We start from the raw sequence: 25,456 nt of genomic DNA, 5'->3' as shown, positions 1-25,456 counted from the left end.
AAATACGCTTACTGTTCCGCCGTGAGACAATTTCTGCCACGTGTTGCCCGAATGATACACCGGTCGGCGATCTCAGAGCCCGTGATAGTGTTTGTACCAAGCCACGAACTTCGGAACGCCTTCGCTGATCCGGGTGGTGGGCGCGAACCCCAGATCGCGCTGGATCGCGCTGATATCGGCAAAGGTGTCGCGCACGTCGCCCGGCTGCATCGGCATCAGGTTGCGCTCGGCGGGGCGGCCGCACGCCTGTTCGATCAGCGTGATCATCTCGCCCAGATCCTCCGACTGGCTGTTGCCGATATTGTAGAGCCGGTGCGGCGAGATGCTGCCCCCGGCCTTCACTGCGCCGTCGTCGGCCGGCGGATGGTCGAGGCAGGCGACGATCCCGGCGACGATGTCGTCGATATAGGTGAAGTCGCGGCGCATATTGCCCTCGCCGAACACGTTGATCGGCTCGCCGGCGAAGATCGCCTTGGTGAACAGCCACATCGCCATGTCGGGCCGGCCCCAGGGGCCATAGACGGTGAAGAATCTGAGGCCCGTCTGCGGCATGCGATAGAGATGCGCATAGGTCTCGCTCATCAGCTCGTCCGCCTTCTTGGTGGCGGCATAGAGCGAGAGCGGCTGGTCGACCCGGTCCTCGACGCGGAAGGGCAGGGTGGTGTTGCCGCCATAGACCGACGAGGACGAGGCGTAGACCATGTGCTCGGACCGGCGATGGCGCGCGATTTCGAGCAGGTTGAGGTGCCCGGCGAGATTCGCGGTTAGATAGGCGCGTGGGTTCTCGATCGAATAGCGCACGCCGGCCTGCGCGCCGAGATGGACGATGCGGTCGAACTGTTCGCCCTCGAGCGCGGCTTCCAAGGCGACATGATCGGAGAAATCGACCTGCTTGAAAGCGAAGGCGCCGCCATTCTCGGCCAGCAGCGCGAGCCGGTCGCGCTTGATCTGCGGATCGTAATAATCGTTGATGCTGTCGATGCCGACCACGCTGTCGCCGCGGGCGAGCAGGTGGCGGCTGACGTTGAAGCCGATGAACCCGGCCGCACCGGTGACGAGAACCCTCAAGACGCTTCCTTCCAATGATTCGCAGCAGGCGCCGCCTGTTCGGCCAGCCATGCCTGGAACATCAATACTGCCCACAAGGCCGCGGTCGCATCGCGGCGACCGGACAGATGGTCGCGCCAGCGCGCGGTGACCGCAGCGGCGTCGAAATAGCCTTCGCTCGCCAGCCGCGATGGTGCCAGCAATTCCTCCGCCCAGGGGCGCAACGGCCCGCGCAGCCAATGGCCGATCGGGATGGCGAACCCAGCCTTGGGGCGTTCGAACAGTGCGCGCGGGGCATGGCGGTAGAGGAGTTCGCGCAGCACATGCTTGCCGCGCCCATCCTTGATCTTCATCGCCAGCGGCACCCGTGCGGCGACTGCGGCGAGCCGGTGGTCGAGGAACGGCACCCGCGTTTCCAGACTGACCGCCATCGCTGCGCGATCGACCTTCACCAGGATATCGTCGGGCAGATAGGTGGTGGCATCGCAATACATCATGCGCACCGCGTCGGGTGCCCCTGGATAGGGGTCGAGGTCGAACCCAGGCACGGCGTCCGTACCCAATACCGGCGATCGTTCGAAGCTCCATTCGTCGAGGAAGCTGGTGTACACATCGTCGAACCGGCGTGCGCCGCCCGCAACGCGTAGCGCCTTCTGGATCTTGGCACCGAAATGCGGCGGGCGATTGCCCGGCAGCGTATTCCACAGCCCCACCGGCAGCCGGCTGAGCGGCGCACCCGCCGCGGCGCGCAGGGGTCGCGGCAACAGGTTCAGCCGCTCCCACATTCTGGGTGCAGCGAAATGGCGGTTGTAACCGGCGAACAGCTCGTCGCCGCCATCACCCGACAGCGCGACCGTCACCTGTTCGCGCGCAAACCGGCTGACCAGATGCGTCGGGATCTGCGAGGAATCGGCGAAGGGTTCGTCGTACATCGCCGGCAGTTGCGGGATGACGGCCTGCGTCTCGGCAACGGTGACGTAGCGTTCGTTGTGGATGGTGCCGAAGTGGCGCGCGACCTTCTTGGCATATTCCGCCTCGTTGAAGCCCGCTTCCTCGAACCCGATCGAAAAGGTGCGCACCGGCGTCGACGAATGGCGCTGGTAGAGCGCGACGACGGTCGAGGAATCGATCCCGCCCGACAGGAATGCGCCGACCGGCACGTCAGCCATCGCCTGCCCAGCGATGGCCTGGCCGAGCGCATCATCGATCGCGGCGATCGCATCCTCTTCGCTAGGGATCGGGTCGGTCGCGCCCTGTGCCAGCACATCGCGATACGACCAGTAGCGGGTTAGCGTCAGCCCGGCGCGCCGCCCCTCGGCGGGCGGCGCGCCGGGTGCGACGCGCGCCGCACCCGGCGTCACCGTCAGGATGCAGCCCTGTTCCAGCTTGTAGACATCGCGATAAATCGAATGCGGCGCGGGGACATAGGTGCGCGCGGCAAAGGCGGCGAGCGCATCGCGATCGATTGGGTTGGTGAAGCCTGGATGCGCCCGCAGCGCTTTCAGTTCGGACGCGAACAGGAAATCGCCGCCCACCCAGCCGTAGTAAAGCGGCTTCTCGCCGAACCGGTCGCGGACGAGGTGGAGCACCCGTTCCCGTCGATCCCACAGCGCGATAGCGAACATGCCGACGGCGCGGGCGATTGTCGCCTCCAGCCCCCAAGCGGCAATAGCAGCGACCAGCGTCTCGGTATCGCTATGCCCGCGCCATGCGGGGGCGAGGGCCGCGGCATCCAGTTCGGTGCGGATGGCGAGGTGATTGTAAATCTCGCCGTTAAACGCGATCATCCAGCGCCCGTCGACCGACGCCATCGGCTGATGGCCGAGCGGCGACAGGTCGACGATCGCGAGCCGCCGATGCCCCAGCACCATGCGCGGGCCGCTGCCGGCGTCGGGATCGTCCCATCGTCCGCTATCGTCGGGACCGCGGTGCCGCAGCGGCCCTGTCATCCGGTCGACCAGGGAAGGATCATGCGCGCCGTTAATGAACGCGCCGGCTATGCCGCACACTGGGTACACTCCATCGTCCGCATCGCCACCCTCTCGCACAAGCCCGGAGGCGTGTCACGGCAGCGAGCGCTAGAATTGACAGTTGTGGCACGGCGACACTCCGTTATGACGGCGCCACATCATCTGGATCGTACTTTGTTGCCACAGCTACCAAAAAACTGCCGTATCCATGATCTTGCCGTGCGCGGCGACGCCCGGGGTAGCCTGATCGCCTTGGAGAGCGGCAAGGAGCTCTCGTTCAACGTGGCGCGCATCTATTATATTTTTGGCAACCGGCCAGGCGTCGAGCGCGGCTTCCATGCGCATGAAGATCTGACGCAATGGGCGATCTGCGTGAGCGGGTCGTGCGTGATGCGCGTTGACGACGGCACGATCAGCACGGACGTCACACTCGACCGACCCGATCTTGCGATCGAAATCGGGTCGCTGATCTGGCGCGAGATGCATGATTTCTCGGCCGATGCCGTGCTGCTCGTCTTGGCGAGCGCACCCTATGATCCGACCGATTACATTCGCGATTACGACACGTTCATGGCAAAGGTGCAAGGGTGAGCAACGACGTTTCGTTCCTAGACCTGAAGAGCGGCTATCTCGAACTACGCGACGAAATCGATGATGCGATGCGTCGCGTTGCGGAATCCGGCTGGTATATCGGTGGTCCTGAAACTAAACGTTTCGAGCGGGATTTTGCCGCTTACTGCGAGGCGCGTCATTGCGTCGGGGTCGGTAACGGCCTCGATGCGCTGCATCTTGTGCTGAAAGCGATGGACGTGGGGCCGGGCGACGAAGTGATCGTAGCCAGCAATACCTTCATCGCTACGCTGCTGGCGGTCAGCATGGTCGGCGCGACGCCGGTGCTGGTCGAACCGGACCCGGCCACGCACAACCTCGATCCACGGCTGGTCGAGGCGGCGATCACACTGCGAACCAAGGTTATTCTTCCGACGCATTTGTACGGCCAACCCGCCGACCTCGATCCAATCCTAGATATCGCCCGCGCTCACGGATTGCTTGTACTAGAGGATGCGGCGCAGGCCCATGGCGCGCGCTATAAGGGGCGGCCGATCGGCGCGCATGGCCATGCCGTGGCGTGGAGCTTCTATCCCGGCAAAAACCTGGGTGCACTGGGTGATGGCGGTGCGGTGACGACCGACGATTCCGCGATTGCCGACCGCGTTCGGATGCTGGGCAATTACGGATCGCAGCAGAAATACGTCAACGCGGTCCGCGGTGTGAATTCGCGGCTCGACCCGTTGCAGGCGGCGATTTTGGCGGTGAAGTTGCGCCACCTCGACCGATGGACCGCGCATCGTCGGCACATTGCGGCCTTCTACCTTGATCGTCTTGCCGGCACCGCCCTCGTCCTGCCGCATGTTCCGAATTGGGCTGAGCCCGCTTGGCACCTGTTCGTCGTCCAGACTCCCGAACGCAACGCGATGATGGCGATGCTGGCCGAGCGTGGCGTCCAGACGTTGGTTCACTATCCGATCCCGCCACACCGGCAGCAGGCCTATGCCGATCTCGGCCTTGGCAAAGGCACTTTTCCAATCGCCGAGCGGCTCGCTGACACCGTGCTGAGCCTGCCGATCGGCCCGCACTTATCGATGGAACAGGCAGAGCGCGTGGCGGCGGCTGTCAGAGCCGCTTCGCCATCCTGACCTTGAGCGTCTCGGTAAAGCCGAGACCCCGTTTGAACCCGATCAATCCATGATTGGGAGCGTGGTCGATTGTCGAGGTGCCGACGTCGAACAGCGCTACCTTCTCGGCTTGACAGTAACCATAGATTGCTTCGGCCAGCGCTACAACCGGACTAAGCGCAGCATAGCCCGGCCGGTCGCCCCAATAGAAGACGTAAAGCACCGACGGCGACAACCGCAGGCACACTGCCGACGCTGCCAACTGTTCGTCTTGAGCCCCAGGTTCCGCCATTCCGAACAACACCAGCCGGTCGGGAAATAGCGCGGCCATCTCCTCCAACTGGCTTAACCGCATCGACATCTCGTTCCCCTTGCCAGCGCGATTGGCGGCAATAGCGTCGTATACCGCTGGCAGTCGCTCGAGGCCGAGCCGTGCGACCAAATAGCCTTCGCGCTCCGCTTTGCGCAGCCGCTTGCGGTTCCCGTAGGTCATCCGCTCGGCAAGCGGCACCCCGCTCACCGTCAGCGCATGGTTGAGGTCGCACGTCTCCATCTTGAACCCGCGTGCGCGCAGCAGATAAAGTGCGTTTGAGAAGGCGGCCGGGTCGTGTGCCATCGGTGCGGGCAGCACCTCAACCCGACGCGCGCCCGCGCGGGCGAGTTCCGCCTCCACCCTATCGTGAAAGGCGAATAGCTGCTCGACCGGTAGTTCCTGGCTCCAGGCATAGCCGGCAAAGGTCCCGCGCGCAGGCGAGCGCCAGACACCCGGCTCGACTTCGGTGAAGTGGACAACGCCCACGACTTCCCGGCCGTCCGTCCACTGGAAATAGCGGCCGCTGTTGCCCGCATGGAGCCGGAAGAAGGCCGGTTGGTGAAACAACGTGCCGAGATCGGACGCGGCGAACTCATCGACGAGAAGGTTGTAGTCGGGCATCAGACTCAGGCCACAGGTGCAAGCGAGCGGATCACGCGGCCGGGAACGCCGGTGACGATCGCAAAGGACGGTACGTCGCGGGTGATAACCGCACCCGCGCCCAGGATTGCGCCCCCCCCGATGGTGATCCCCGGTAGGACGATTACGCCCGCGCCAATCCACGCGTCGTTCTCAATCGTGATCGGCGCCCGACGCACCATCGCCGCCACTTCGGGATGGCGCATGAGCATCGGCGAGTTACCGGGAGAGGAGTCGGTTATTAGGATCACGCCCGGTGCGATCGAGACGCGCGCGCCGATCGTCACCCGTGCATCGGTATCCATGGTGTTGACCACGAGCAGTCCGGGATTGGGAAAGGTGTTCTCGCCCATCGTGACGTTGAGGCTAGCCCAATAGAGCTTGCGAAGCCGGGCGTCGGGATAGTGCCAGGCGACCAGCTTGCGCATCCTGACGGGCAGTTGGTCAGGATGCGCGGCAAGCCAATCGTAGACCACGCGATCGAGCCGATCGAGTAGCGCCGCGATCACGCCGGCCTCGCGTAGTCGGCGAGCAACTTTGCATAGACCGCCGCCATCAGCGCGCGGGTACGTGGCCCGATCCGTTGATGCGCTGGCACGAAGAAGGCGTCGGAGCCGTAGAAGACGCTGGCCTCGATCCCGTGCGCGTCGAAGCGACGACGCAGTTCAGGCAGAGGAACCCTGGTGGGGTCGTGCGCGAACATGAACACCGATGGCTGCTCGCCGGCGACGGGAGCAAAGAAGGCCGGAGCGCCGAGCGCCGCGAAGCGCCCGGCGAGATCGTTCCACACCACACGCCGCTTGCACAGCACCTCGTCCAGCCGCGCGAGCTCGGGGCCGATCGTGGCCAGCAAGAATGCGCGGTCGGCATCCGGCATGGCGAAGGGCAGGTGTCGTCCCGCTGGTGCGATCGCCACCCCACCGAAGTTGACGGGGAACATCTTGGTGAGACTGAACAGCGCGTAGTCGCCCCTCCGCCCCACTTGCTCGCCGTCCGCATACCGGGTCGCGAAGGCGTAAGCACAGTCCTCGATGACGGGGACACCGGTACCGAGGTAATCGCCAATCCGCTCGCAAGCGCGGCCCCATTCGTGGATAGCGATCACTGCCCGGGTACCGGGTTCGCGCCGCATCGACCAGCGGCAGTAACGCTCGATCGTCGAGGTGACGCAGTTCGACACGTAATCCGAGCCCGAGGTCGTAACGATCGTGACGACGTCATCGGGGGCGAGCGCTAGGTCAGCGAGAATCAGGTCGAGCGCGTGCCGGCCGCTGTTTGCAAGCGAGAAGGATTGACCGAGATGGGCTGCGAGCAGCGCCTCTGTCTCGTCCGGTGATGGACCGGCTGTGTCCTCGTCGAGGGCGGCGTAGGAGAAGGGGCTGACTGACACGAACGCCTTTACCGTGGTCGAGGGATTAGGCGGCGCGACCACGGGCGTGGCATGGGCGAGGTCGGTTCGATTGGTGCTCACGTGCCTCATCGCTTGACTGCCGACGCTTTCGGTAAGAGGTCGCGCATCGCGCGGGCGGCATAACTGCTGGTACCAAGCTATACGAATATGGGGATATGCTGACAATGGTCGCTTTGGAGGGCACGCCTGGCCCCGCGGGGACCGACCCTGTGGACGCAGCCAAAGTCATACCGGTTGCCGCAGCCGGAACCGGTTCGGCGCGCCAGATCCTGCGCTCGTCCTCGATCATTGGTGGCGCGTCGATCCTCAACATTGCGATTGGACTGATCCGCACCAAGGTGGCCGCGCTGCTGCTCGGTCCGGCGGGGATCGGCCTGATTGGGCTACTCCAGAACCTGTTCGCGACGGGCGGCGCCGTGGCGGGACTAGGAATCGGCAGCAGCGCAGTGCGCCAATTGGCCGAAGCGACAGGCGACGGCGACGTGCGCGCGGTAACGGCGACGCGGGGCGCCCTGTTTTGGGGGACGGCGGTGCTGGCGCTGTTTGGCACGGCTGCCTTCTGGCTACTACGCGAACCGCTCGCCCGACACGTGCTGGGCGATCCCGCACAGGCATCGGCGGTCGGTTGGCTCGGCCTCGCGGTCGGACTGACGGTGGTCAACGGCGCGCAGATCGCGCTGCTCAATGGCGTGCGCCGGATCGGCGACATGGCACGCGCCAGCGTCGGCGGGGCGATCTTGGGAACGGGATTAGGGATCGCCGCGCTTGCTTTATGGGGGGAGCACGGCATCGTCGTCTATGTCCTCGCCGCGCCACTGACGGGAGCGCTGGTCACGGGATGGTATGTCCGGCGCGTGCCCCGCACCGCCACCGCCCGCCCGTCTCTCGTCGATATGCGGGCGCAGTGGTGGCCGATGGCGCGGCTCGGCGTCAGCTTCATGCTGGGAGGGATTTCGGTCACCACGGCGCTGCTTGCAGTGCGCGCGATCGTCGCGCAGCGGCTCGGGCCGGTCGCCTTAGGCCATTTCTCGGCCGCGTGGATGATCTCCATGACTTATCTCGGCTTCGTGCTTCAGGCAATGGGAACCGACTATTACCCGCGTCTCACGGCTGCGATCCGCGATCCGGCGCTCGTCAACCGCATGGTGAACGAGCAAGCCGAGATCGCACTGCTACTGGCCGCGCCGATCCTGATCGGCATGGAGGCTGCCGCCCCCTGGGCTATCCGCCTGCTCTATTCTGGCGCATTCGCTCCGGCCGCCGAGGTGCTGCGCTGGCAGATCCTGGGAGACGTGCTGAAGATCATCGGCTGGCCGATCGGCTTCGTTATCCTCGCCTCGGGCAATGGCCGCGCCTTCGTGCTGACCGAGACGCTTGGAGTGGGCGTCTATGCCGTTTTTGTGTGGCTGGCGATCGACCGGCTAGGGCTTCCGGCGACCGGCATGGGCTTTCTACTGATGTACGGCGCCTATGTTCCGGCGGTCTATTTCCTTGCGCGCCGCATGACTGGCTTTGCCTGGACCCGACGCGTTGTGTTGCACGCTGCGGCGACGTTCCTCACCGTTGCGCTGGTGGCCGCAGTTAGCACGTGGTCGGCTCCGGTCGGCCTGCTGGCCGGGATCATGATGGCGGGCGCCGCTGCCCTGTTCGCACTGCTCTGCCTAGATCAGCTTGGCGGCTTGCCTGCCCGGCTTGCGATCCTATCCTCTATGGCGGGGCAGCTTCGTCGGCTCCTCCATCTCAAAGCCGGTGAGGAGCGGCGTCCATGACCTTGTTCCAAGTGTCGCAGATCGTCTACGTCTATAACCAATGTCGATACGTGGACGAGGTGGTCGCCGCGGCCTATGCGCAAGATTACGACGGCGAAATGGAAATCCTGCTGTCGGACGACGGGTCTACCGACGGCAGCTATGAGCGGTTGCTGGAACTTGCCGCTGGCTACACCGGCCGGCACCATGTGCGCGTCCGCCGCACACCGGTGAACAAAGGGGCCGCATATCATCTCGACCAAGCGGTGCGGGAATGCCGGGGCGCGTTGATCGTCGGCATCGCCGGAGACGATATCCCGCTGCCCCACCGCGTCTCGTCGATGGTCAGGCACTGGCAGAGCTTGGGTGGCGGCACCGTCTCGATGTATTCCGATATTGAATTGATGGATCTTGAAGGACGGATCATCGCCCAGCCGAGCTGGGTCTATACCGGACAACACGACCTTGCCGGCATCGCCGGCGGTTTCAGCGAGGCAATCGGTGCCAGCTGCGCGTTCACGCGCGATCTGATCGAGAGTTTCCCCGGTTTTGGTCCCAAGCTCATCTATGAAGATAGGGTTCTCGGCTGGCGAGCGCTCCTGCTTGGCGGTCAAATCCAGTTTATAAACGATAAGACGATCCGGTATCGGGTAGAGGGCGGAGTCTCCCGTACGCACGCCCAAAACCTTAAGGACTATTTAGGCAACTGGTCGGTAAAGAAGAATACCGTTCTTCTGGAAGATGCGAGGCAGCGATTGATCGATGCCGACCATGTCGGTTCCATCGACCCCGATATTCGCAAGATTTGCGAGCGAACAATCGCCACGCACGAGGCGCTGATCGCGCTGTCTGGCAGCAGACTGGCGGGCCGGGAAGCGGCACTGCTCCGGCATCTGCCCCGCAACATCGACCGGCGCCTCGTGCTGAGGCATTATCTGAAATCGCGTATCCGGTGGCTGATCCAGAGCCGCATTAATCGGGGTTTTCGGCAGAACGGCGGCAAGGTTGGCTAGGTATTTTATCCCACGGTTTGATGGTGCGATCCTTTCGTTGGAATGGAAGGAAGCCATATGGGACAGGTACGTCACGGGAGCGCCACGACCACGCAACGGTGCACCGGGGTTTCAGCCGCTGGTGTCACGCCGGGCTCTGGGAGCGGGTGTTCGAGGCGCTGACGGCCGTCCGGGACAACCGGTATCTGATGATCGACAGCACCATCGTTCGCGTCCACCAGCAGGCGGCGACCGGAAAAGGGAGCTAAGGATCAGGCGCTGGGGCGTTCCCGAGGCGGACTGACGACCAAGCCTGTCCTCGTATATTGCTGGCAGGATTAGCGCGGATGTGATGCGTTGATCCCGTGATGGGCCGGGTCATGACCCGGCCCATCACGGGAGCGGGTGGATCGTGCCTGTCCCTGGTCGCCGAGATCGCAACTCAGCTCGGTTGCCTGCTCCCCTCATGATCGTCTCGAACGGTTGATCGGGCGTCGGAGCCCGCATGCGAGGAGGAGTTATCATGCAGCAGCCAAGCTATGTCGGCATCGACGTGTCCAAGCATCATCTCGATGTCGCCTTTCCCGGTGTAGCCAAGATATGGCGCACGCCAAACGATGCCAGCGGCATTGCCGGACTGGTCGAGCGGGTACGTCGGCTCGGTAATCCCCACGTCGTCTGCGAGGCGACCGGCGGTTATACCCGGCGCCTGACGGGCGATCTGGCCGCCGAGACGGTTCCGCTCAGCCGGGTCAATCCGCGCCAGGTGCGCAATTTCGCCCGTGCCACCGGCCGGCTGGCGAAAACCGATGAGATTGACGCAGCCGCCATCTTGCGGTTCGCTGATGCCATGCAGCCGCCAGCATCGCCTGCACCATCGCCTGAACAGGTCCGGCTGATCGATCTGGTCCGCCGACGACGCCAACTTGTCGATGCCGCAGCCCAGGAGAAACAGCGCTAACCGATCCCAGGCCAGCCGCTCGTCACCGGTTCGCTCGAGCGGCATCTGGCCTTTCTGGCCAGGAGATCGCCGCCATCGACGAAGCGATCGCCGACGCCATCGAAGCCGATGCTACGCTTGCCCGTCGCGCGGCACTCCTGCGCACGATCCCGGCGTCGGAGCGGTTTACCGCCGCCACGCTGGTGGCCGAGCTTCCCGAACTCGGGCTCACGGGCAACAAACAGATTGCCGCGCTCACTGGTGTCGCACCCATGAACCGCGATAGCGGCATGTCGCGCGGTCAGGCGCATATTGCGGGTGGGCGGATGTCAGCGAGATGCTGTCTCTACATGGCGACCATTGTCGCCATCCGCTGCAATCCCGCCATTCGACCCTTCTACAAACGCTTGCGTGAACAGGGCAAACCACCCAAGGTCGCCATCGTCGCTGCCATGCGAAAACTCATCACCGTCGCCAACTCCATGCTCACCTATGATCGACCCTGGCAGACCGATCCCGCTTGACCTGCAATACGGTTGCTGAGCTTGTCGAAGGGGTCCACATGCTCGCGGACACGCTCGGCCGGCCCTCGCGGTTCCGCATCACGCCCGGGCAAGCCAGCGAGTCGCCTCGGCATCCGGCCTGCTCGAAGGCCAGCGCGGCGGAGCGGTGCTCGCCGACAAAGCCTATGATGGCAATGACTTACGCAGCTAGATCGCTGTCGATCGTCCCTAATTCTTCGCCGGCCGCCGGCCGCCGTACGCCGCGCAGGACGCGCTTTCCCACCTCTATTATTCGTTCGGTACGGTAGAGGCCAACCCACCGGTACAGCGGACGCAGCCTTGGGGGTGCGGCGGCTAATCCGACCAGCTTCGTGGCAAAGGCGAACAAGCACTCCGCTTGGGGCCGGTAGCGGGCGCGGGCGGCATCGCGTGCGACGACCCACAGCATCGTCGCCAGTGCGGAGGCCTCGTGAGGCGTAATCGGCGGTGTCGCCGTCTCCATGTGCCGCACAATGGCGGAGAACACGTCGACCTGCCGGTCGTACCATACCGCGGTAATCGTCCGCGACAGCCGCGCGCCGCCATGCTCGCGCACCTCCGCTACGATGACCGGAACGCGGTGGAACTCGTAACCCGCCGCTACCAAACGCACGGCGAGTTCCTGATCCTCACCGAGCGTGAACGCGGGGTCGAAACCGCCCAGCCGCTGCAACGCATCTCTCGGATAGAGCGGAAGCAGGGGCGACATGATCCGCGACAGCAGCGTCGCGCGCGAGATCAGGCCTGGGCGAGCGACCGCGGCATAGCCGTAGCCGCATTGGGAGAGCGCCTTGCCGTCCGGACCGATCGCGCTCGCATCTCCAAACACGATCGCATTTGAGGGAGCTGTCTTCTGCGCGGCGACCAGTGCCGAGACCCCCTGCGGCGCCATGCGGTCGTCGGAATCGAGGAACCGGATAAAGGCGCTTGTCGCCTGCGCCACGCCGAAGTTGCGCGCGGCCGACACCCCGCCATTGGGAATGCGGAAGCGACGCACGCGGTCGTCGAAAGACGATATCACTTCCCAAGACGCGTCGGTGGACCCGTCGTCCACCACGATGACCTCAGCACCCTCGCCATACGCAAGCGCGCTTTCGATCGCCTGACCGACCAACCCGGCGCGATTGTAGCAGGGGATGACGATGGAGATCGACGCCACATCGTCTCTACTGTCCGTCATAGGGATGCGGTTCTCTTGAAAAGCTGACAGGCCGCTGGTCGTGCGCGCGCCGTGTTTCACGATGGCTTCGCGCCTTCCACACCTTGATCGGACGGATGCTGGCGTGTCAAGGAACTGCCCTCGCGTACGCGCCGTGCCGTCGATCCGCTCGCCACTTGCTGGTGCGAACCGGACGCAGGCGGGCTCGCTCATCCGCGACGGCAACGGGAGAAGACAGTGAACACGCCCAAGGTATCCGTGACGATACCGACCTACAACCAGGCCGGGTTCATCCTCCGTTCGATCCGCAGCGCGCTGGATCAGGATTATCCCAACGTCGAAGTCGTGGTGTCGGACGATGGATCATCCGATGCGACAGGCCAGGTGGTGCGCGATTTCATCGCCACGTCCGGCGAGACGCGGGTTTCGTATCATCGCAACGATCCCAATCTGGGCATTCTGCGCAACTACCACCAAAATCTATTTTACAACGCCACCGGCGACTGGGCGGTGAACCTCGATGCCGACGATTACTTCGTCGACCGGAGCTTCCTGTCGCGGGCGATGGCGGCCGTCACGGCCGATCCTGCGGTTGCATTGGTCTTTGCCGACTATTGCGAGATCAACGACGCCACCAGTGCGCGGCTCGACATCCGCAACCCGCCGCATCCGCGGGTGATGTCCGGCACCGAATTCCTCGACCGCTTCGCCGACGGACAGATCGTGTGGAACCACAATTCGATCGTCTTCGACCGGCACCGTGCGATGGAACTTGGATGCTATTGGGAGGATGGCGTGCCGCGCAACGACTGGGAGTCGTTCTTCCGCTTGGTGATGGGGCGCAAGGTCGCGTTCCTGGACGGCGTGGTCGCCGCCTGGGTGCAACACGGCGCCAACGAGACCAAGAACGCCGACCTCGCCAAGTACCAGGAGAATTTTCCCATGATCGACGGCGTGGCGGCGCACGCCGCAAGCGTCGGCCTCGATCCTGCCTTCATCCGCAGCTGGCGCGACCGGGTTATGGCCAGCACCACGCGGGCGTCGATGGTCGCCTATATCCGCGCGCGCGATTACCGCGGCCTGGTCACGTTCCTCCGCTACGTGCAGGGGGAAAAGCCCGGGCTGCCGCTGCGGCTGCTGCGCGAGCCGGCCTTTCTCGCCCGCGCGATGCTGGCTGCCAATCCCAGGCTCTACGGCGCAGTGAAGCGCCTGACGCGGCGTGGCGCTTCCGCGCGGTGATGCGGGGACATTTTGGCGCTGGCGCTAGGCCGTCATCAGTTCCAGATAACGGTCGGACGTGTCTTGCCCGGACAGCGCCTCCGCCCGTGCCCGCATGATGGCCGGATGGGCGGGATGGTCAAGCATCTCCGCCAGCGCCAGTGCCAGCGCGGCCGGGTCGTCGCAGGGCACCAGCCGCCCAAAAGTTCCGCCGTCTAGGATCTCGCGCGGGCCGCTCGGGCAATCGGTGCTGGCGATCGACAGCCCGGCGCGCATCGCCTCGATCAGAACATTGCCGTAGCCCTCGTAGTCGGACGACAGCGCGAACACCTGCGCGGTGTCGTAGAAGGGCCAGGGATCGGTGAAGAATCCCGGCAGCACCACGTCGCCGGTTAGCCCGCGCGCGGCGACCAGCGCCTCCAGTTTACCCCGAAGCTCGCCTTCGCCTAGGATCACCAGCCGCGCCGGTCGGCTTCGGCGAAGGATTGCGAACGCTTCGATCAAGAGCGGTTGGTTCTTCGCTGCCTTGAGGCCGCCGACGGTGATGATGCGCGCCGTGGCATTCCCCCACGCGGCCGCGGCCGCTTGCGCCGCGGCACTGTCCCGAACCTCGGCGGACGGTCGGTCGACCGGGTTGTAGATCACCGTGATCCCGTCCCGCGCCAGTCCCCCAACCGCTGCCAGATCGTCCGCCGCCTGCGCCGATACCGCGACGCGCGCGTCGGCGCGCGGATAGGCAAAGCGGATGCTCTCGCGCAGCAGCGCGCGGCGCGCCCGCCCCAAATGGCCATATTGCTTGGACAGCGTGGTGTGGTCGCTCAGTACCAAGCGTACGTTCGACCGGGCGAGGCGATGCGCGACGACGGCGGCCACGGTCAGCGGCCACATGAACGCCTGCAATCCTTCGGGCCGCTCGGTCCGCAGGTAGCGGGCGAGCGGCCGGATCACGTCACGGACGCGCGGGGCGTGCAGGTCGATGATGCGCACTGCCGGCGGCAGCAGCGGCAGCAGCTCACCCCATTGCGTCATGAGCAGCAGGTCGACAGGGTGACCGTAGGCGACGAAATCCTCGATCAGCCGCAGCGCGACCCGCTCAGCCCCGCCGCCCGTCATATGGGGCAGGAGAAAGGCCAAGCGGCCGGGCGTGGTCATGCCCCCCTCAGCGATCGAGATAGCCGACGTATTTGTCCGCCAGATACTCGTCGAGGCAGACGCGCCAGTCGCGCATCACGTTGGCACCGCGCAAGTCGAGCTTGACCGTGAGCAGCCGCTCCGACGGCGGTCGCGCCGCAAAATATTCGGCCGCGAAATAGTCGGACGTTACTGGCGTCACCGCCACCTTCTCGGTCAACCCGAGCGCCTGCACAAGGTATTGGGCGACCTCAAAGCGGCCGGTCACGCCGCCGCAGACCATGTTGTAGACGCCCCACAGCTCGCGTTCGAGCAACAGCTTGACGTTCGCCGCGAAGTCGCGCGTGTAGGTGGGGGTGCCGAGCTTGTCGTCCACGACGTGGAGCTCGGTCGCGCCGTCCTTGAGCTGCTTCATCAGCTTCTGAACGAACTTCTTGTCCTTGGTCGGGCCGCCGCCCATCATCCAGCCGGCGCGACACACCAGATAGCGGTCGGCATTGGCGACCACGAAGCGCTCGCCTGCGTATTTGCTGCGGGCATAGTGGCCGAGCGGGGCGGGATCGTCCCAGTCGTCATAGGTCTCCTGGCGCCCGTCGAAGATGCCCGCGGTGCTGATGTAGAGAAGCGGGATGCCGAGCCGGTTGGCGATGTGCACCGCGTTTTCGACCGCCAGCGTGTTGGTGGCGTAGGTGTCGGCGACGTGCTCCTCGCAATATTCAAGGCTGGTATAGGCGCCGAGATGGAACAGATAGTCGGGCTTAAACGCCTCGACATCGGCGCGGTAGGCGTCGAGATCGCGGAAATCGAGCAGCGACAACCAGTCGGCGTTGACGTCGATGTCGGTGCATTTCAGCTCGTGGTCGGGGCCGAACACGTGGTGGAACGCCTCGCCCAGCATGCCGCCGGCGCCGGCAATGTAGATCCGCTTGGTCATTCAACCTCTCTCGGCAGCGGGCGCGCAGAACGGCGCCCGGGATTTCGTAAGCGCCTCCTACCGGCCCGACCGGGGGATCGGCAAGCCGCGGAGAGCGGTTAGCGTGCTGCTTCGGCTTTCGCCAGCACCCGGCGATAGTGGACGGCGATCGCCGCCACCGAGTATTTCGCCACCGCATCGGCGCGCGCCGCGGCACCAAGCCGTGCGCGCAGCGCCGGATCGCAAACCAGTTCCTCCAGTGCGTCGACCCACTCGTCCTCGCTCCGCACGAGGCGGCCATTGTCGCGGTCGCGGATCAGCAAGGGCGTGGTGCCGACCTCGGTCGCGACCGGCGGGATGCCGAATGCCATGTACTGGATCGCCTTCAGGCCGCTCTTGCCCGTCACCCAGTCATCGAGCGGGAGCGGATAGACGCCGATGTCGAGCGCCTGAAGGTCGGCTACCTCGCGCGCGGCGGTCCAGGTGATGACCTCCAGGTCGACGCCGGGCAACTGGTAGTCGAAATTGCCGATCACCCGAAGGCGAAATGACACCCGCTCGGCGAGGCGGCGGAAAACAGGGGCGAGCAGGTCGAGATAGGGACGGCTGCTGAACGTTCCCGTCCAGCCGATCGTGACCGGCGCGCCGATGGGGCGGGGCGGGGCGGGAACGAAGCGGTCGGTGTCGACCGACGAGGAGATGTAGGTCGCCGCCCCCCGGCGGTTGAGCCCCGCGCAAGTCTCCGCAAGCGAAGGCGAGGAGGCGATGACGTGGTCGGCAGCCTCAATCAAATACCTGATCTTGCCCGTACCCCTGAGCAATCCGGCGATCCGGTTGACGCTTGACCCGCCCGATCCGTGCAGGACATTGTCCTCTAGGTCGTAGACGATCCGCTTTGCGCGCGCGCGCACCAGCCGCTCGGTGGCAGCGGTGCCGAGTGGGGTCACGTTCATGTGGACATAGACCAAGTCATAGCGACCGATACGCGCGTAGTCGCGCAGACGCCTCAGTTCGCCGCGCAGCACGCCGGCCGCTTTCTGTAACATACGCCCGGGCGCGTAGACGATGTCCCACATCGCCCGGTCCATGAACGGCGACACGGTGATGTCCCAGCCAGCGGCGCGCCAGTCGTCGAAATAATGCTCGTACTTGAGCCGTTGCCCTGCCGCGACGCCTTCCGGGAAGGGGCACAACACCAGCATCCGGCGGCGCTTGCTCATGCCACTTCCCCTGACAATTCGTGGTAGAGGCGGCGATAGGAGGCGACGCCGTCGATCAGCGCGAAGCGCCGCCGCGCCGCCGCGACGCAGCGGTCGGGCAGGCCGGGGTCATCAAGCAGCGCGAGCATCTGCGCGACCGCAGCATGTTTGCCTTTCTCGGAGAAGTCGCGGATCACGACGCCGACGCGCTCGCCTTCGAGGATCGCCTCGACGTCCCCCACTCCCTCGCTGCTGATGCACGGCACACCGCAGCCGAGATATTCGGCAAGCTTGGTCGGTGCGCGCGCAGCATTGGCGAAGTTCACGGCATTGATCGACAGCGCCACCGTCATCCGCCGCACTTCAGCCGGCACCTCGGCGAGTTCGGCACCGCGCACCGCATAGGCGTCAGGCGGGATCCCGTAGGACGCGAAGATCCGGTGCATCTCATCATGGTTTTTGCGGTTGATGACCAGCATGGTGGCATCGGGACGCACCCGTCGGAACTCGGCGAAAAGTTCTACCATTCGGTCGAAGCGGTACCAGCCGCCGATCTGGCCGACATAGCCGACAACAAAACCGTGTGGCGGCTGGACCGCCGGCGTGAAGGCGTTGAGATCCGCACAGGTGGGGATTACCGCGATCGGTGCAGCCGGTCGGCCGAAGCGCGGATCGTCGCGAAGCACGCGCGCCGAGGCCTCCGTCAGGGCGACGATGCGATCGGCCGCGCCAAGCATGGCGTTTTCCATGTGCTTGAGCAGCCGGTATATCACGCCGCCGGCTTTGATTTGGTGGCCATCGACCCTCTCGTCGACCCAAAAACCGCGGATGTCGACGATGAAGCGCGCGCGCGCGAGCAGTCTGGCCGGGTAGAGCATCGCCGCACTGAGCACGCTGCGCGCGTGCAGGACCGCGATCCGCTCTCGCCTAGCGATCGCGACCGCCACGAGGGTCGCGCAGGCCATGTCCCAAATGGTCGACACGAAGCGCGGCCGCTTGTGATAGCGCCGCCGGTGCCAGACGATACCGACAGCGGCAAGACGCGCCTCCAGCGCGCGGAGGCTGGGCCCCCGAGCGAGGTCCACAGGCTTCTCGAAGCTTATCAGATGGATGCGAAATTCGTCCGCCAGCCGTTCGAGATAGGCGATAACCTGTCCTTGCCCCAGCGGCTCCAGCATGCCGTCATAGCTCATGTAGAGAACCCCCGGCCTAGGATCGCTCATAAAGCGCATCCGCGCATGCCACACCATGCACGTTTCAAAGCGGGATGGGCGCAGCGTGATGGTCGCACGGCACTTTCCGGCAAACGCGGCCAGAGGCCTGATTTCGAGATGCCGCTCGCGTAGACGGCGCAGTGCTCCGATGCAACCGTGACCGTCGGAACGATCAGTAGTTGCCCGCGTACAGCGTGGTACTATACGGAATCCAGGCATTGGCGTTGTCGGCAAAGTGAAGCCACACGAACTGCACCGTGAGGCTGTAGGCAACCACCCCGATCAACACCGACGGCAACTGTCGACCTGTCCGCGAGAGCGCGGAGGGCAGGCGTGACAGAACGACGATCTGAAGCGGGATCAAGAACAGCGACAACCTGTCAACTCCCGACGACGCCGATAGCGTTAGGAGAGCGCCAACCGATATAACCGCCAGTGCCGCGCAGATCGTCCAGATGTTCTTGCGATAGCCAGTCATGCCGAGGCGCTCCCGAAACGCGAACAGCAAACCCGCGGCGAGGACATTCATGGCAACGCGGACGCCGGCCCCTGAGGAATCATAGGTGCTAGTCACGTAATTGGTGACCAAGCGATCCGATTCTCCGCCGAGAAAGACATTGAACATCAGGGCGAAGGCGACCGCGCCTGCCGCGGCGAGCAACGGCCGGCGGCTGGCGAGGGGCGCCAGCAGGATCGGCAGGAACAGAATCGCAGTTTTGTGGAACAGTGCGGCCAGGCCGATCAGCACTACCGTCCGCACGACCCGGTCGGACGAAGCGTCGGCAAGAGCCCAGCAGATGATGCCGATCGCGGCTGCTTGGCGGGTATAGCCCATCCCCACGACGATGATGAGGTACGGCACAGCGACGAGCATGGCCAGCCACGGATTGGGTTGTCGTCGCGCCAACCGCGCAAGCCCGGCCATGAACAGGATGGCACTGCCGGTGTTGACGAACCAGATACCTAAGTCGCCGCGCGTTGCCGCCCAATTGAGAAAGCCGTACCCGGGATCGGTCCGGCCCAGGGCAAAGCCGAGCGGCTGGAACATAATTTCCTGATAGATGCCGATGTAGGAGCCCCAGTCCCCTCCGACACCCAAGCGAAGTCCGATCATCAGCGTGGTCAGCACCGTCGCCACCACGTAGAGGATGCCTTCCATTCCGCTATCGACACGCTGGCGCGAGAACTGGATCGCGCCCGCTGCCCATATGACGAACAGGACCCAATAAGGCGTCACATGTGCTCCTGCGGACGAAAGAAGCGGTCGCTATCGTGCACCGCGTTCCGGTTTATAGCGCTCGCTCCGGCGCGGTCCACCTAGTAGGATCAAACGTTCACCTACCCGCAGGATCATCAATCGATGCCCGGTCTCTCCGTTCCGACATCCGGTCCGATCGTCCTGTCGATCAACACGACATGGAACATCGTGAACTTCCGTTCGGGACTGGTCCGACGGCTTCGGGCGGAGGGATACCGTGTCGTCGCGGTGTCGCCGGCGGATGCGCATGTCGCGGTGCTGACCGCGATGGGCGTCGAGCATGTCGATATCGCCATCGACAACAAGGGCGTCTCGCCGCTGCGCGATCTGGCGCTGCTTCGTGATTATCGGCGGATCCTGGCCGATCTACGCCCGGCCGCGTTTCTCGGCTGGACGATCAAGCCCAATGTCTGGGGATCGCTTGCCGCGCACTCGCTTGGCATTCCGGTCATCAACAACATATCGGGCCTCGGCACCGCGTTCATCAAGGTGGGGCTGCTGACGCGGATCGTGCGCCGGCTGTACCGTACCGCGCTGGCGCGATCGGCGACGGTGTTCTTCCAGAACCGGCATGATCGCGACCTGTTCGTGGCGCAGCGGATGGTGAGGGCGGCACGCACCGCATTGTTGCCTGGGTCCGGCATCGACCTCGGCGATTTCACGCCCGCGGGCGTGGAGGCAGAGGCGGAGGTGACGCCGTTCGCGTTCCTGATGGTCGCGCGGCTGCTGCGCGACAAGGGCGTGGTGGAATATGCCGACGCGGCGCGTATCGTGCGGGCGAGCCGGCCGGACGCGCGCTTCCGGTTGCTCGGCTTCCTCGACGTCGCGAACCGCACCGCGGTCGATCGCGCGACGGTGGAGGGCTGGGTGCGTGAAGGCGCGATTGATTATCTGGGCGAGGCGGCCGACGTGCGGCCCTATCTGGCGGCGGCTTCGGCGGTGGTGCTGCCGTCCTATCGCGAGGGCATGCCGCGTTCGCTGCTGGAGGCGGCCGCAATGGGCAAGCCGCTGGTCGCCACGGACGTGCCCGGCTGCACCGAGATCGCGCGGGCAGGGGAGAACGCCTTCCTGTGCGCCCCGCGTGATGCCCGATCGCTGGCGGACGCGATGCTGGCGATGCTCGCGCTCACGCCCGAGGCGCGCATGGCGATGGGCCGCAACAGCCGCGCGATCGCAGAGCGTGAGTTCGACGTGGCGATTATCGAGGCGCGTTATCTCGATGCGATCGAACGCGCCATGCGAGGCAAGACGCCGGTCTGAGCCTCAGAGGCTCAGGTGGCGCGCCGACGATGCCGTCCGGCTGCGCCGCACATGCGGGCGCATCCCCGTCATCAGCCCCACGCAGGCTGCGAAGATTGCGGACAGCGCGGCGGTGCGCAGCGGATAGTCGACGAGACTGTGCAGCATGATCGCAGCCGAAGCGATGGTTGCGGCTTGGGCGAAGCCGTCACGTTCCTCGGCCTGCCAGATCGCGCGAATGCGCCGGGCCCACCAGATCAGGAACAGCACCGCCAGCCCAATCCCGACGATCCCGGTTTCGAGGAAGATCTCGATCCAGTCGCTGTGCGCGTGGTTCATATAAGTCGTCCCGACGCTCGGGAGCGGCTCCTGCGTGTGATAGACGGGCTGGAAGCTGCCGATACCCGATCCGAACGGAAGATAGGTGAGTGCCGCGCGCAGCGTCAGCGTGAAGGATGTCTGGCGCGAGAGCTCGACATTCTTCTGCTGGATGCCGAACAGGTTGTTGCCGAACGGGCCGACGACGATCGCGCCCAGCGCAGCGACCGAGGCGAGCACCGTCAGGATCGCAAGGCCGCGGCGCAGCATCGCAGGCTGTCTCCCGAAGACGAGCCACGTGCCGAGTGTCACGGGGACGCCGAGCCCGATCCCGGCGAGCGACGCGTTGATGAGCAGGCCCACCAGGATGATGGCATAGGCAGCACCGATCAGCAGCCGAACCGCCGAGGCACTGCGCTGCGACCGGCTTCGCTTCAGCAGCGCGCCCTGCAACGCGGCGAGAAAGGGGATGCACACCAGCAGTAAGGTCGCATTGTGGTTGCCGTTGGCGAAGAAACCGACCGCCACGCCCGGATTGGTATTCTCATAGAAATAAGCGCCGCCACTCTCGCCACCGATGATCTGGAGCGCGCCCACCGCGACCGATGCCAGCGTGACCGCGACGATGATCCAGGCGATCAGCCGCCCCCGGAACGCGCCGAGCACGACGATCGCCAGAAAGACCGCGAAGGCGGGCAGCAACCAGAGCAGGCTGGAGAGCGCCCCGTCCGGGGCCAGCGTCAGCGGCAGCCAAGGAAGCGGCAGGCCGAGAAGCCGATAATCATCGACGATCCATCCACGCCCAGGCAGCAGCGTCCACAGCGCGGGCGGCAGCGGAATGAGCTGGACGAGCATCAGCGCCACCAGCAGCGCGAGGAGGGCGAGCGGCGCCCGGATCGGTCGCACCGGCGCACCCTGGAGCAATTGCCACAGCGACCAGCCGATCAGCGGGATCGCGGCCAGTTCGAGGAATAGATTGGCGATGAATCCCGCGGCACTCGCCCCCCCGAGCAGGAGGCAGAGTAGGAGATAGGCGGGTACGACCGCATGCCGGTTCATCATCGCTCTCCTGCCGCGGGGCGCAGCACCAGGTCGCGGATCGTCACGTTCATGGGGGTGGGGAACTCGCCCGCATTGCCGCTCAGCGCGAGCCGCTGTGCGGCACAGCCGGCAGGCACCGTGAAGTTCGCCGCCTCGCGGTGCCGCATACCCGTCGCGGCGACCAGCGCGTTCATCATCTCGGCCTTGTTGCCGGAAGCGCACTGCAGCGACCAGGACAGGCTCGGCCCCGCTGCGGTCTTGCTGCCCTCGACGGTGAATTCGAAGCGCCAGGCACCGGGCGGCAGGACAAGGAGTTGGCTGGCCAGTTCGCCGCTGTCGCGTCCGTAATAGTCGATCGCGAGCGTACCATTGCGGATGTCGGCCGCGCCCACCATGCCGGCCGTCAGCGCCCAGTTGAACGGGGGCGATCCCGGCAATTCGGCGAACCCCGGATCGAACAGCGGGGCCGCCACCTGCGCGTCCGACAGGCCATACACCTTCTGCCATACCGCACGGGCTTCGGCATAATGGCCCTGCGCCACCAGCCGATCGATCAGGGCAGGGCCCCATCCCTCTGTTCCACCCGCTTCACGACGCGCGGTGGGGCTGGCCAAGGCAAAGAGCGTCGCCGGGGCCGCGTTGGATCTGGCCAGCGCGACGAGCACCGCGCGTTCGAGCGCGGGATCGGTGCCGAGCGTGCGGCGCACCGCATCGCGGGTTTCGGGCGCGAGACTCATCTGCGCCATCGCTGCGGCGATCGGGCCGCCCGCTTCTCCCAGCCGCGCGCTCACCGAGAATTGCGCTGCGGCATCGGCATAGCGCCCGGTTCGCAGGTAGCGGTCGAGCAGCAGCAGGTGGATCACGCGGTCGCGCGGGTCGAGCCGCTGCCCCGCCTCGAGCGTCGTAACCGCGCGGTCTGGCCGGCGATCGAGGAGTTGCTGATGGCCCAGCACGAGGAAGGCGCGTGCGTCGAGCGGTGCCGCAAGCGCGGCCCGGCGGACCGCGGCGAGCGTCGCGGGATCGAGGATCCCGTGCCGCTGCACCAGCGCGGTCGCCGCGTTGTCGAGCACGACGCCGGGATCGTGGGGCGCCAGTTGCGCGAGGACGGGCGCGTTGCTCGGCAGCGCCTCCACGATCGCCGACCGGAAGCAGAGATAGCCCAGCAGCACCCCGGCGAGCGCCAGAACGATCGCGGATGCAAGCCCGCGAAGGCCGATTCGTGTCCTAGTCCTCATCATGCGTGGTCAGCAGGATACGGCGCTTCTTGTCATTGTCGTCGGCGACGTAGCGGTACTGGTCCTTGTTCTGGCCATAGCCATAACCATAGCCATAGCCGTAACCATAGGCCGCCTGCGGCTGATAGCGCGTCAGGATGGCGCCGACCATGTGTGCGCCGGCGGTGCGCAGCCGGTTTTGCGCCTCGACCGCGGCGCGCGTGCGCGTGCGGCCCGATTCTACGACCATCAGCGTCGCCTGGACCGTGGTGGACAGGAGCGGCGCGTCGGCAAGGCCTAGGATCGGCGGGCCGTCGATCACGACCATGTCGAAGGTCGCGGCGGCATCGGCTAACAGCGAGGCGAAGCGCGCCGATGCGATCAGTTCGGGAGGGCTGGGCGGGATCGTGCCCGAGGGCATGATCCACAATCCCTCCACATCGGTCCGCAGCACATGCTCGCTGAGCGAGCTGGTGTTGGTCAGCAGGTGCGACAGCCCGACATCGTCGTGCCCGGTGACGAAGGCAGGGCGGCGCATGTCGGCATCGATCATCAGCACCGTCTTGCCGAGCCGCGTGAAGCTCTGCGCCAGCGCCCAGGCCGATGTAGACTTGCCCTCGGCAGGGCGCGTACTGGTCACCAGCAGCGTCTTGGGTGCGCCGCCTTCGGTCACGAACTGCATCGCGGTCGCGGTCGACAGATAGGCCTCGGTGACGGGCGACAGCACGTTCTTCAATTCTTCGATCGGCTTGGCATCCTTGGCGTTGGGAATGCCGCCGAGGAACGCCAGGTGCAGCTTGTCGCGAACGTCGTCGGGCGACTTGATGGTGTCGTTGATGAATTCGAGCGCGATCGCGGCCAGCATGCCGGCCAGCAGGCCGAGGGCAAAGCCGATCAGGAGGTTCAGATAGAGGTTGGGCGAAAACGCCCCGCCCGGAACCAGGCCGCGATCGACGACCGAGGCAACCGCGGTGCCGACACCACCGGCGACGCCGACCTCCTTGTAGCGTTGCAGCAGCGCGTCGTAGAGCGTGCGGTTCGTGTCCACGTCGCGTTGCAGGATATTATACTGGATGCGGCGGCCACGCTGGTCGAGCACCGAATGGCTGAGCCCGGCCACTTGCGCGCGCAGGCGATCCTCTTCCGCGCGGGCGGCCTGGAAGTCCTGGCGAAGCGACCCGGCGCGATCGGCGTTGGTGGTTCGCGTCTCGCTGACCACCGCGGCGCGCAGCGCATCGATCCGAGCGCGGAGCGCGACCATGTCGGGATAGTCGGGACGGAAGGTTTGCAGCTTCTGCTGATATTCCGCGTTCAACGATGCGATTTGGGCACGAAGCGGCCCCGCATTGGCGCTGCCCTCGGTCGAGGCGCCGCCCATCATCGCTTCGCGATACCGCTGCTCCGCTGCGATACGGCGGGCCTGTGTCGTTGCCAGGGCGTTGTTGAGCGCAACGAGCGTGCTGCCCGTCAGCGAATTGGTGTCGCCCGACGTCTCGCCGACGGCGGCCCCCGTCGTGATCAGGTTCTGCGCCTGCGCATAGGCGACGATCTGCCGCTCCGACTTTTCGAGGTCGCGGCGTGTGTTCGTGATCTGCTTCTGAAGGAAGTCTCGGGCATAGGACGAGGATTGATAGCGTCGTTCGAGATTGGTCGCGATGAAGGCATCCGCAATCCCGTTGACGACTTTGGCTGCGAGCTGAGGATCGCGGGCGACGAAGCTGATGCTGACCAGGTCACTTTGTGGCTGCAGGCGCGCCTGGGTGCCCGATTCCACGAAATTGGCGGCGATCTTGGTGTTCGTCTCGCGATCGCTGCCTTTGCCGACGACGGCGGGATCGCTGGCGAGGTTCAGATCTTGCGCCACGCGTTCGGCAAGCGCCCGGCTGCCGAGGAGGCCGAGTTGCGTACCGATGAAAGTGGCGCTGCTTGCACTCGCCTTGCGCCCGCCACCCGTCTTGTCATCGAGAATTTCGACATCGGGCGGATTGAGCTCGATCGACGCGGTCGACCGGTATTTCAGCGGCGTCAGCAGCGTAACGAGCACCGCCCCGGCAATGCCCGTCCCGATCGCGGCTAGGATCAGCCAGCGCCATTCGACCGCGACGCGCCAGAGCAGCGACAGCGACAATTCGCGGCCGCTGCCGGTATTGCCATAGCTTCCGTAACTGCCTGCAGGCGTCACGGGGGCGAGTGGACGCCCCCGTTCCGGTTCGACGGTCAGGGTGTTGGGGCCGTCGGCCCCGGTGCTTGCCATGGTGAGAGAATCCTAAACCG

Annotated in this window: 22 protein-coding genes and 1 pseudogene; 9 read left to right on the top strand and 14 right to left on the bottom strand. The window is 65.3% G+C overall.

Annotation, left to right across the window (positions count from 1 at the left end; all coding sequences use genetic code 11):
- Positions 1-72: 72 nt before the first annotated feature.
- Both L8H00_RS14170 and asnB read right to left on the bottom strand, forming a co-directional pair.
- Entirely contained in the window at positions 73-1,068 is a 996-nt protein-coding gene (locus tag L8H00_RS14170) for a GDP-mannose 4,6-dehydratase (protein ID WP_242097952.1), read from the bottom strand.
- Positions 1,065-2,996 carry an asparagine synthase (glutamine-hydrolyzing) gene (gene asnB, locus L8H00_RS14165; protein ID WP_242097951.1) on the bottom strand — a complete coding sequence of 644 codons (1,932 nt, stop codon included), beginning with the start codon at positions 2,994-2,996 and terminating at the stop codon, positions 1,065-1,067. The genes L8H00_RS14170 and asnB overlap by 4 nt, the downstream gene beginning before the upstream one ends.
- 21 nt (positions 2,997-3,017) lie before the next feature.
- Here asnB and L8H00_RS14160 point away from each other — a divergent pair, with 21 nt between their 5' ends.
- Together L8H00_RS14160 and L8H00_RS14155 are read left to right on the top strand one after the other, a co-directional pair.
- Positions 3,018-3,608: an FdtA/QdtA family cupin domain-containing protein gene (locus tag L8H00_RS14160; RefSeq protein WP_242097950.1), complete on the top strand. Its 591-nt coding sequence runs from the start codon at positions 3,018-3,020 to the stop codon at positions 3,606-3,608.
- Positions 3,605-4,714, top strand: a complete 1,110-nt coding sequence (locus tag L8H00_RS14155; RefSeq protein WP_242097949.1) for a DegT/DnrJ/EryC1/StrS family aminotransferase — start codon at positions 3,605-3,607, stop codon at positions 4,712-4,714. Before L8H00_RS14160 ends, L8H00_RS14155 begins: the two co-directional genes overlap by 4 nt.
- On the opposite strand, the gene L8H00_RS14150 is transcribed toward L8H00_RS14155, so the two are convergent.
- Genes L8H00_RS14150 through L8H00_RS18995 form a run of 3 tightly spaced genes read right to left on the bottom strand, consistent with a single transcriptional unit; the run spans position 4,692 to position 7,116 of the window.
- Positions 4,692-5,627, bottom strand: a complete 936-nt coding sequence (locus L8H00_RS14150) for a GNAT family N-acetyltransferase (RefSeq protein WP_242097948.1) — start codon at positions 5,625-5,627, stop codon at positions 4,692-4,694. The two genes, L8H00_RS14155 and L8H00_RS14150, sit on opposite strands and share 23 nt — an antisense overlap.
- A gap of 5 nt (positions 5,628-5,632) precedes the next feature.
- Positions 5,633-6,154, bottom strand: coding sequence for a DapH/DapD/GlmU-related protein (locus L8H00_RS19000; protein ID WP_347340741.1), 522 nt, complete (start codon positions 6,152-6,154; stop codon positions 5,633-5,635).
- Positions 6,151-7,116, bottom strand: coding sequence for a DegT/DnrJ/EryC1/StrS family aminotransferase (locus L8H00_RS18995; RefSeq protein ID WP_242097947.1), 966 nt, complete (start codon positions 7,114-7,116; stop codon positions 6,151-6,153). Before L8H00_RS18995 ends, L8H00_RS19000 begins: the two co-directional genes overlap by 4 nt.
- 149 nt (positions 7,117-7,265) lie before the next feature.
- Between L8H00_RS18995 and L8H00_RS14135 the strand changes: the two genes are divergently transcribed.
- The 5 genes and pseudogenes from L8H00_RS14135 to L8H00_RS14115 all read left to right on the top strand — a co-directional run bounded on the left by L8H00_RS14135 (position 7,266) and on the right by L8H00_RS14115 (position 11,260).
- Complete coding sequence (locus L8H00_RS14135; protein ID WP_242097946.1) at positions 7,266-8,825, top strand: O-antigen translocase; 1,560 nt, start codon at positions 7,266-7,268, stop codon at positions 8,823-8,825.
- A complete protein-coding gene (locus L8H00_RS14130) occupies positions 8,822-9,817 on the top strand; it encodes a glycosyltransferase (RefSeq protein WP_242097945.1) in 996 nt (331 codons plus the stop codon). Before L8H00_RS14135 ends, L8H00_RS14130 begins: the two co-directional genes overlap by 4 nt.
- Before the next feature lie 95 nt (positions 9,818-9,912).
- Positions 9,913-10,108 (top strand): annotated as a pseudogene (locus L8H00_RS14125) (IS5/IS1182 family transposase); the annotation flags it as partial.
- A 211-nt stretch (positions 10,109-10,319) separates the two neighbouring features.
- Positions 10,320-10,757 (top strand): transposase, encoded by a 438-nt coding sequence (locus L8H00_RS14120; RefSeq protein ID WP_242097944.1) that lies wholly within the window; start codon positions 10,320-10,322, stop codon positions 10,755-10,757.
- 65 nt (positions 10,758-10,822) lie between these two features.
- Positions 10,823-11,260 carry a transposase gene (locus L8H00_RS14115; protein ID WP_347340742.1) on the top strand — a complete coding sequence of 146 codons (438 nt, stop codon included), beginning with the start codon at positions 10,823-10,825 and terminating at the stop codon, positions 11,258-11,260.
- Between the two features lie 178 nt (positions 11,261-11,438).
- On the opposite strand, the gene L8H00_RS14110 is transcribed toward L8H00_RS14115, so the two are convergent.
- Entirely contained in the window at positions 11,439-12,518 is a 1,080-nt protein-coding gene (locus L8H00_RS14110; protein ID WP_242097942.1) for a glycosyltransferase, read from the bottom strand.
- A 156-nt stretch (positions 12,519-12,674) separates the two neighbouring features.
- Here L8H00_RS14110 and L8H00_RS14105 point away from each other — a divergent pair, with 156 nt between their 5' ends.
- Positions 12,675-13,676: a glycosyltransferase gene (locus tag L8H00_RS14105; protein WP_242097941.1), complete on the top strand. Its 1,002-nt coding sequence runs from the start codon at positions 12,675-12,677 to the stop codon at positions 13,674-13,676.
- A gap of 24 nt (positions 13,677-13,700) precedes the next feature.
- Here the strand turns inward: L8H00_RS14105 and L8H00_RS14100 are convergent, their stop codons facing one another.
- The 5 genes from L8H00_RS14100 to L8H00_RS14080 all read right to left on the bottom strand — a co-directional run bounded on the left by L8H00_RS14100 (position 13,701) and on the right by L8H00_RS14080 (position 19,349).
- Positions 13,701-14,807, bottom strand: coding sequence for a glycosyltransferase (locus L8H00_RS14100; RefSeq protein WP_242097940.1), 1,107 nt, complete (start codon positions 14,805-14,807; stop codon positions 13,701-13,703).
- A gap of 7 nt (positions 14,808-14,814) precedes the next feature.
- Entirely contained in the window at positions 14,815-15,720 is a 906-nt protein-coding gene (locus tag L8H00_RS14095; RefSeq protein WP_242097939.1) for a sugar nucleotide-binding protein, read from the bottom strand.
- Positions 15,721-15,818: 98 nt separating this feature from the next.
- Positions 15,819-16,919 (bottom strand): glycosyltransferase family 4 protein, encoded by a 1,101-nt coding sequence (locus L8H00_RS14090; RefSeq protein ID WP_242097938.1) that lies wholly within the window; start codon positions 16,917-16,919, stop codon positions 15,819-15,821.
- A complete protein-coding gene (locus tag L8H00_RS14085) occupies positions 16,916-18,091 on the bottom strand; it encodes a glycosyltransferase (protein WP_242097937.1) in 1,176 nt (391 codons plus the stop codon). The genes L8H00_RS14090 and L8H00_RS14085 overlap by 4 nt, the downstream gene beginning before the upstream one ends.
- Before the next feature lie 193 nt (positions 18,092-18,284).
- Positions 18,285-19,349 (bottom strand): EpsG family protein, encoded by a 1,065-nt coding sequence (locus tag L8H00_RS14080; protein ID WP_242097936.1) that lies wholly within the window; start codon positions 19,347-19,349, stop codon positions 18,285-18,287.
- Positions 19,350-19,472: 123 nt separating this feature from the next.
- On the opposite strand from L8H00_RS14080, the gene L8H00_RS14075 reads away from it, so the two are divergent.
- Complete coding sequence (locus L8H00_RS14075; protein ID WP_242097935.1) at positions 19,473-20,630, top strand: glycosyltransferase family 4 protein; 1,158 nt, start codon at positions 19,473-19,475, stop codon at positions 20,628-20,630.
- 3 nt (positions 20,631-20,633) lie between these two features.
- On the opposite strand, the gene L8H00_RS14070 is transcribed toward L8H00_RS14075, so the two are convergent.
- From L8H00_RS14070 to L8H00_RS14060, 3 genes are read right to left on the bottom strand one after another with little or no spacing between them, the layout of a single operon-like run.
- A complete protein-coding gene (locus tag L8H00_RS14070; protein ID WP_242097934.1) occupies positions 20,634-21,986 on the bottom strand; it encodes an O-antigen ligase family protein in 1,353 nt (450 codons plus the stop codon).
- Positions 21,986-23,203, bottom strand: a complete 1,218-nt coding sequence (locus L8H00_RS14065; protein WP_242097933.1) for a hypothetical protein — start codon at positions 23,201-23,203, stop codon at positions 21,986-21,988. Before L8H00_RS14065 ends, L8H00_RS14070 begins: the two co-directional genes overlap by 1 nt.
- The gene (locus L8H00_RS14060) at positions 23,193-25,436 is read right to left on the bottom strand and encodes a polysaccharide biosynthesis tyrosine autokinase (protein ID WP_242097932.1); all 2,244 of its coding nucleotides are present in this window, start codon (positions 25,434-25,436) and stop codon (positions 23,193-23,195) included. Before L8H00_RS14060 ends, L8H00_RS14065 begins: the two co-directional genes overlap by 11 nt.
- Between the last annotated feature and the right edge of the window lie 20 nt (positions 25,437-25,456).

Source organism: Sphingomonas sp. CROZ-RG-20F-R02-07, from assembly GCF_022662335.1.
Lineage (GTDB): Bacteria > Pseudomonadota > Alphaproteobacteria > Sphingomonadales > Sphingomonadaceae > Sphingomonas.
The sequence above is the reverse complement of the archived record's forward strand: the minus strand, read 5'-3'. Positions and strand labels throughout refer to the sequence as shown.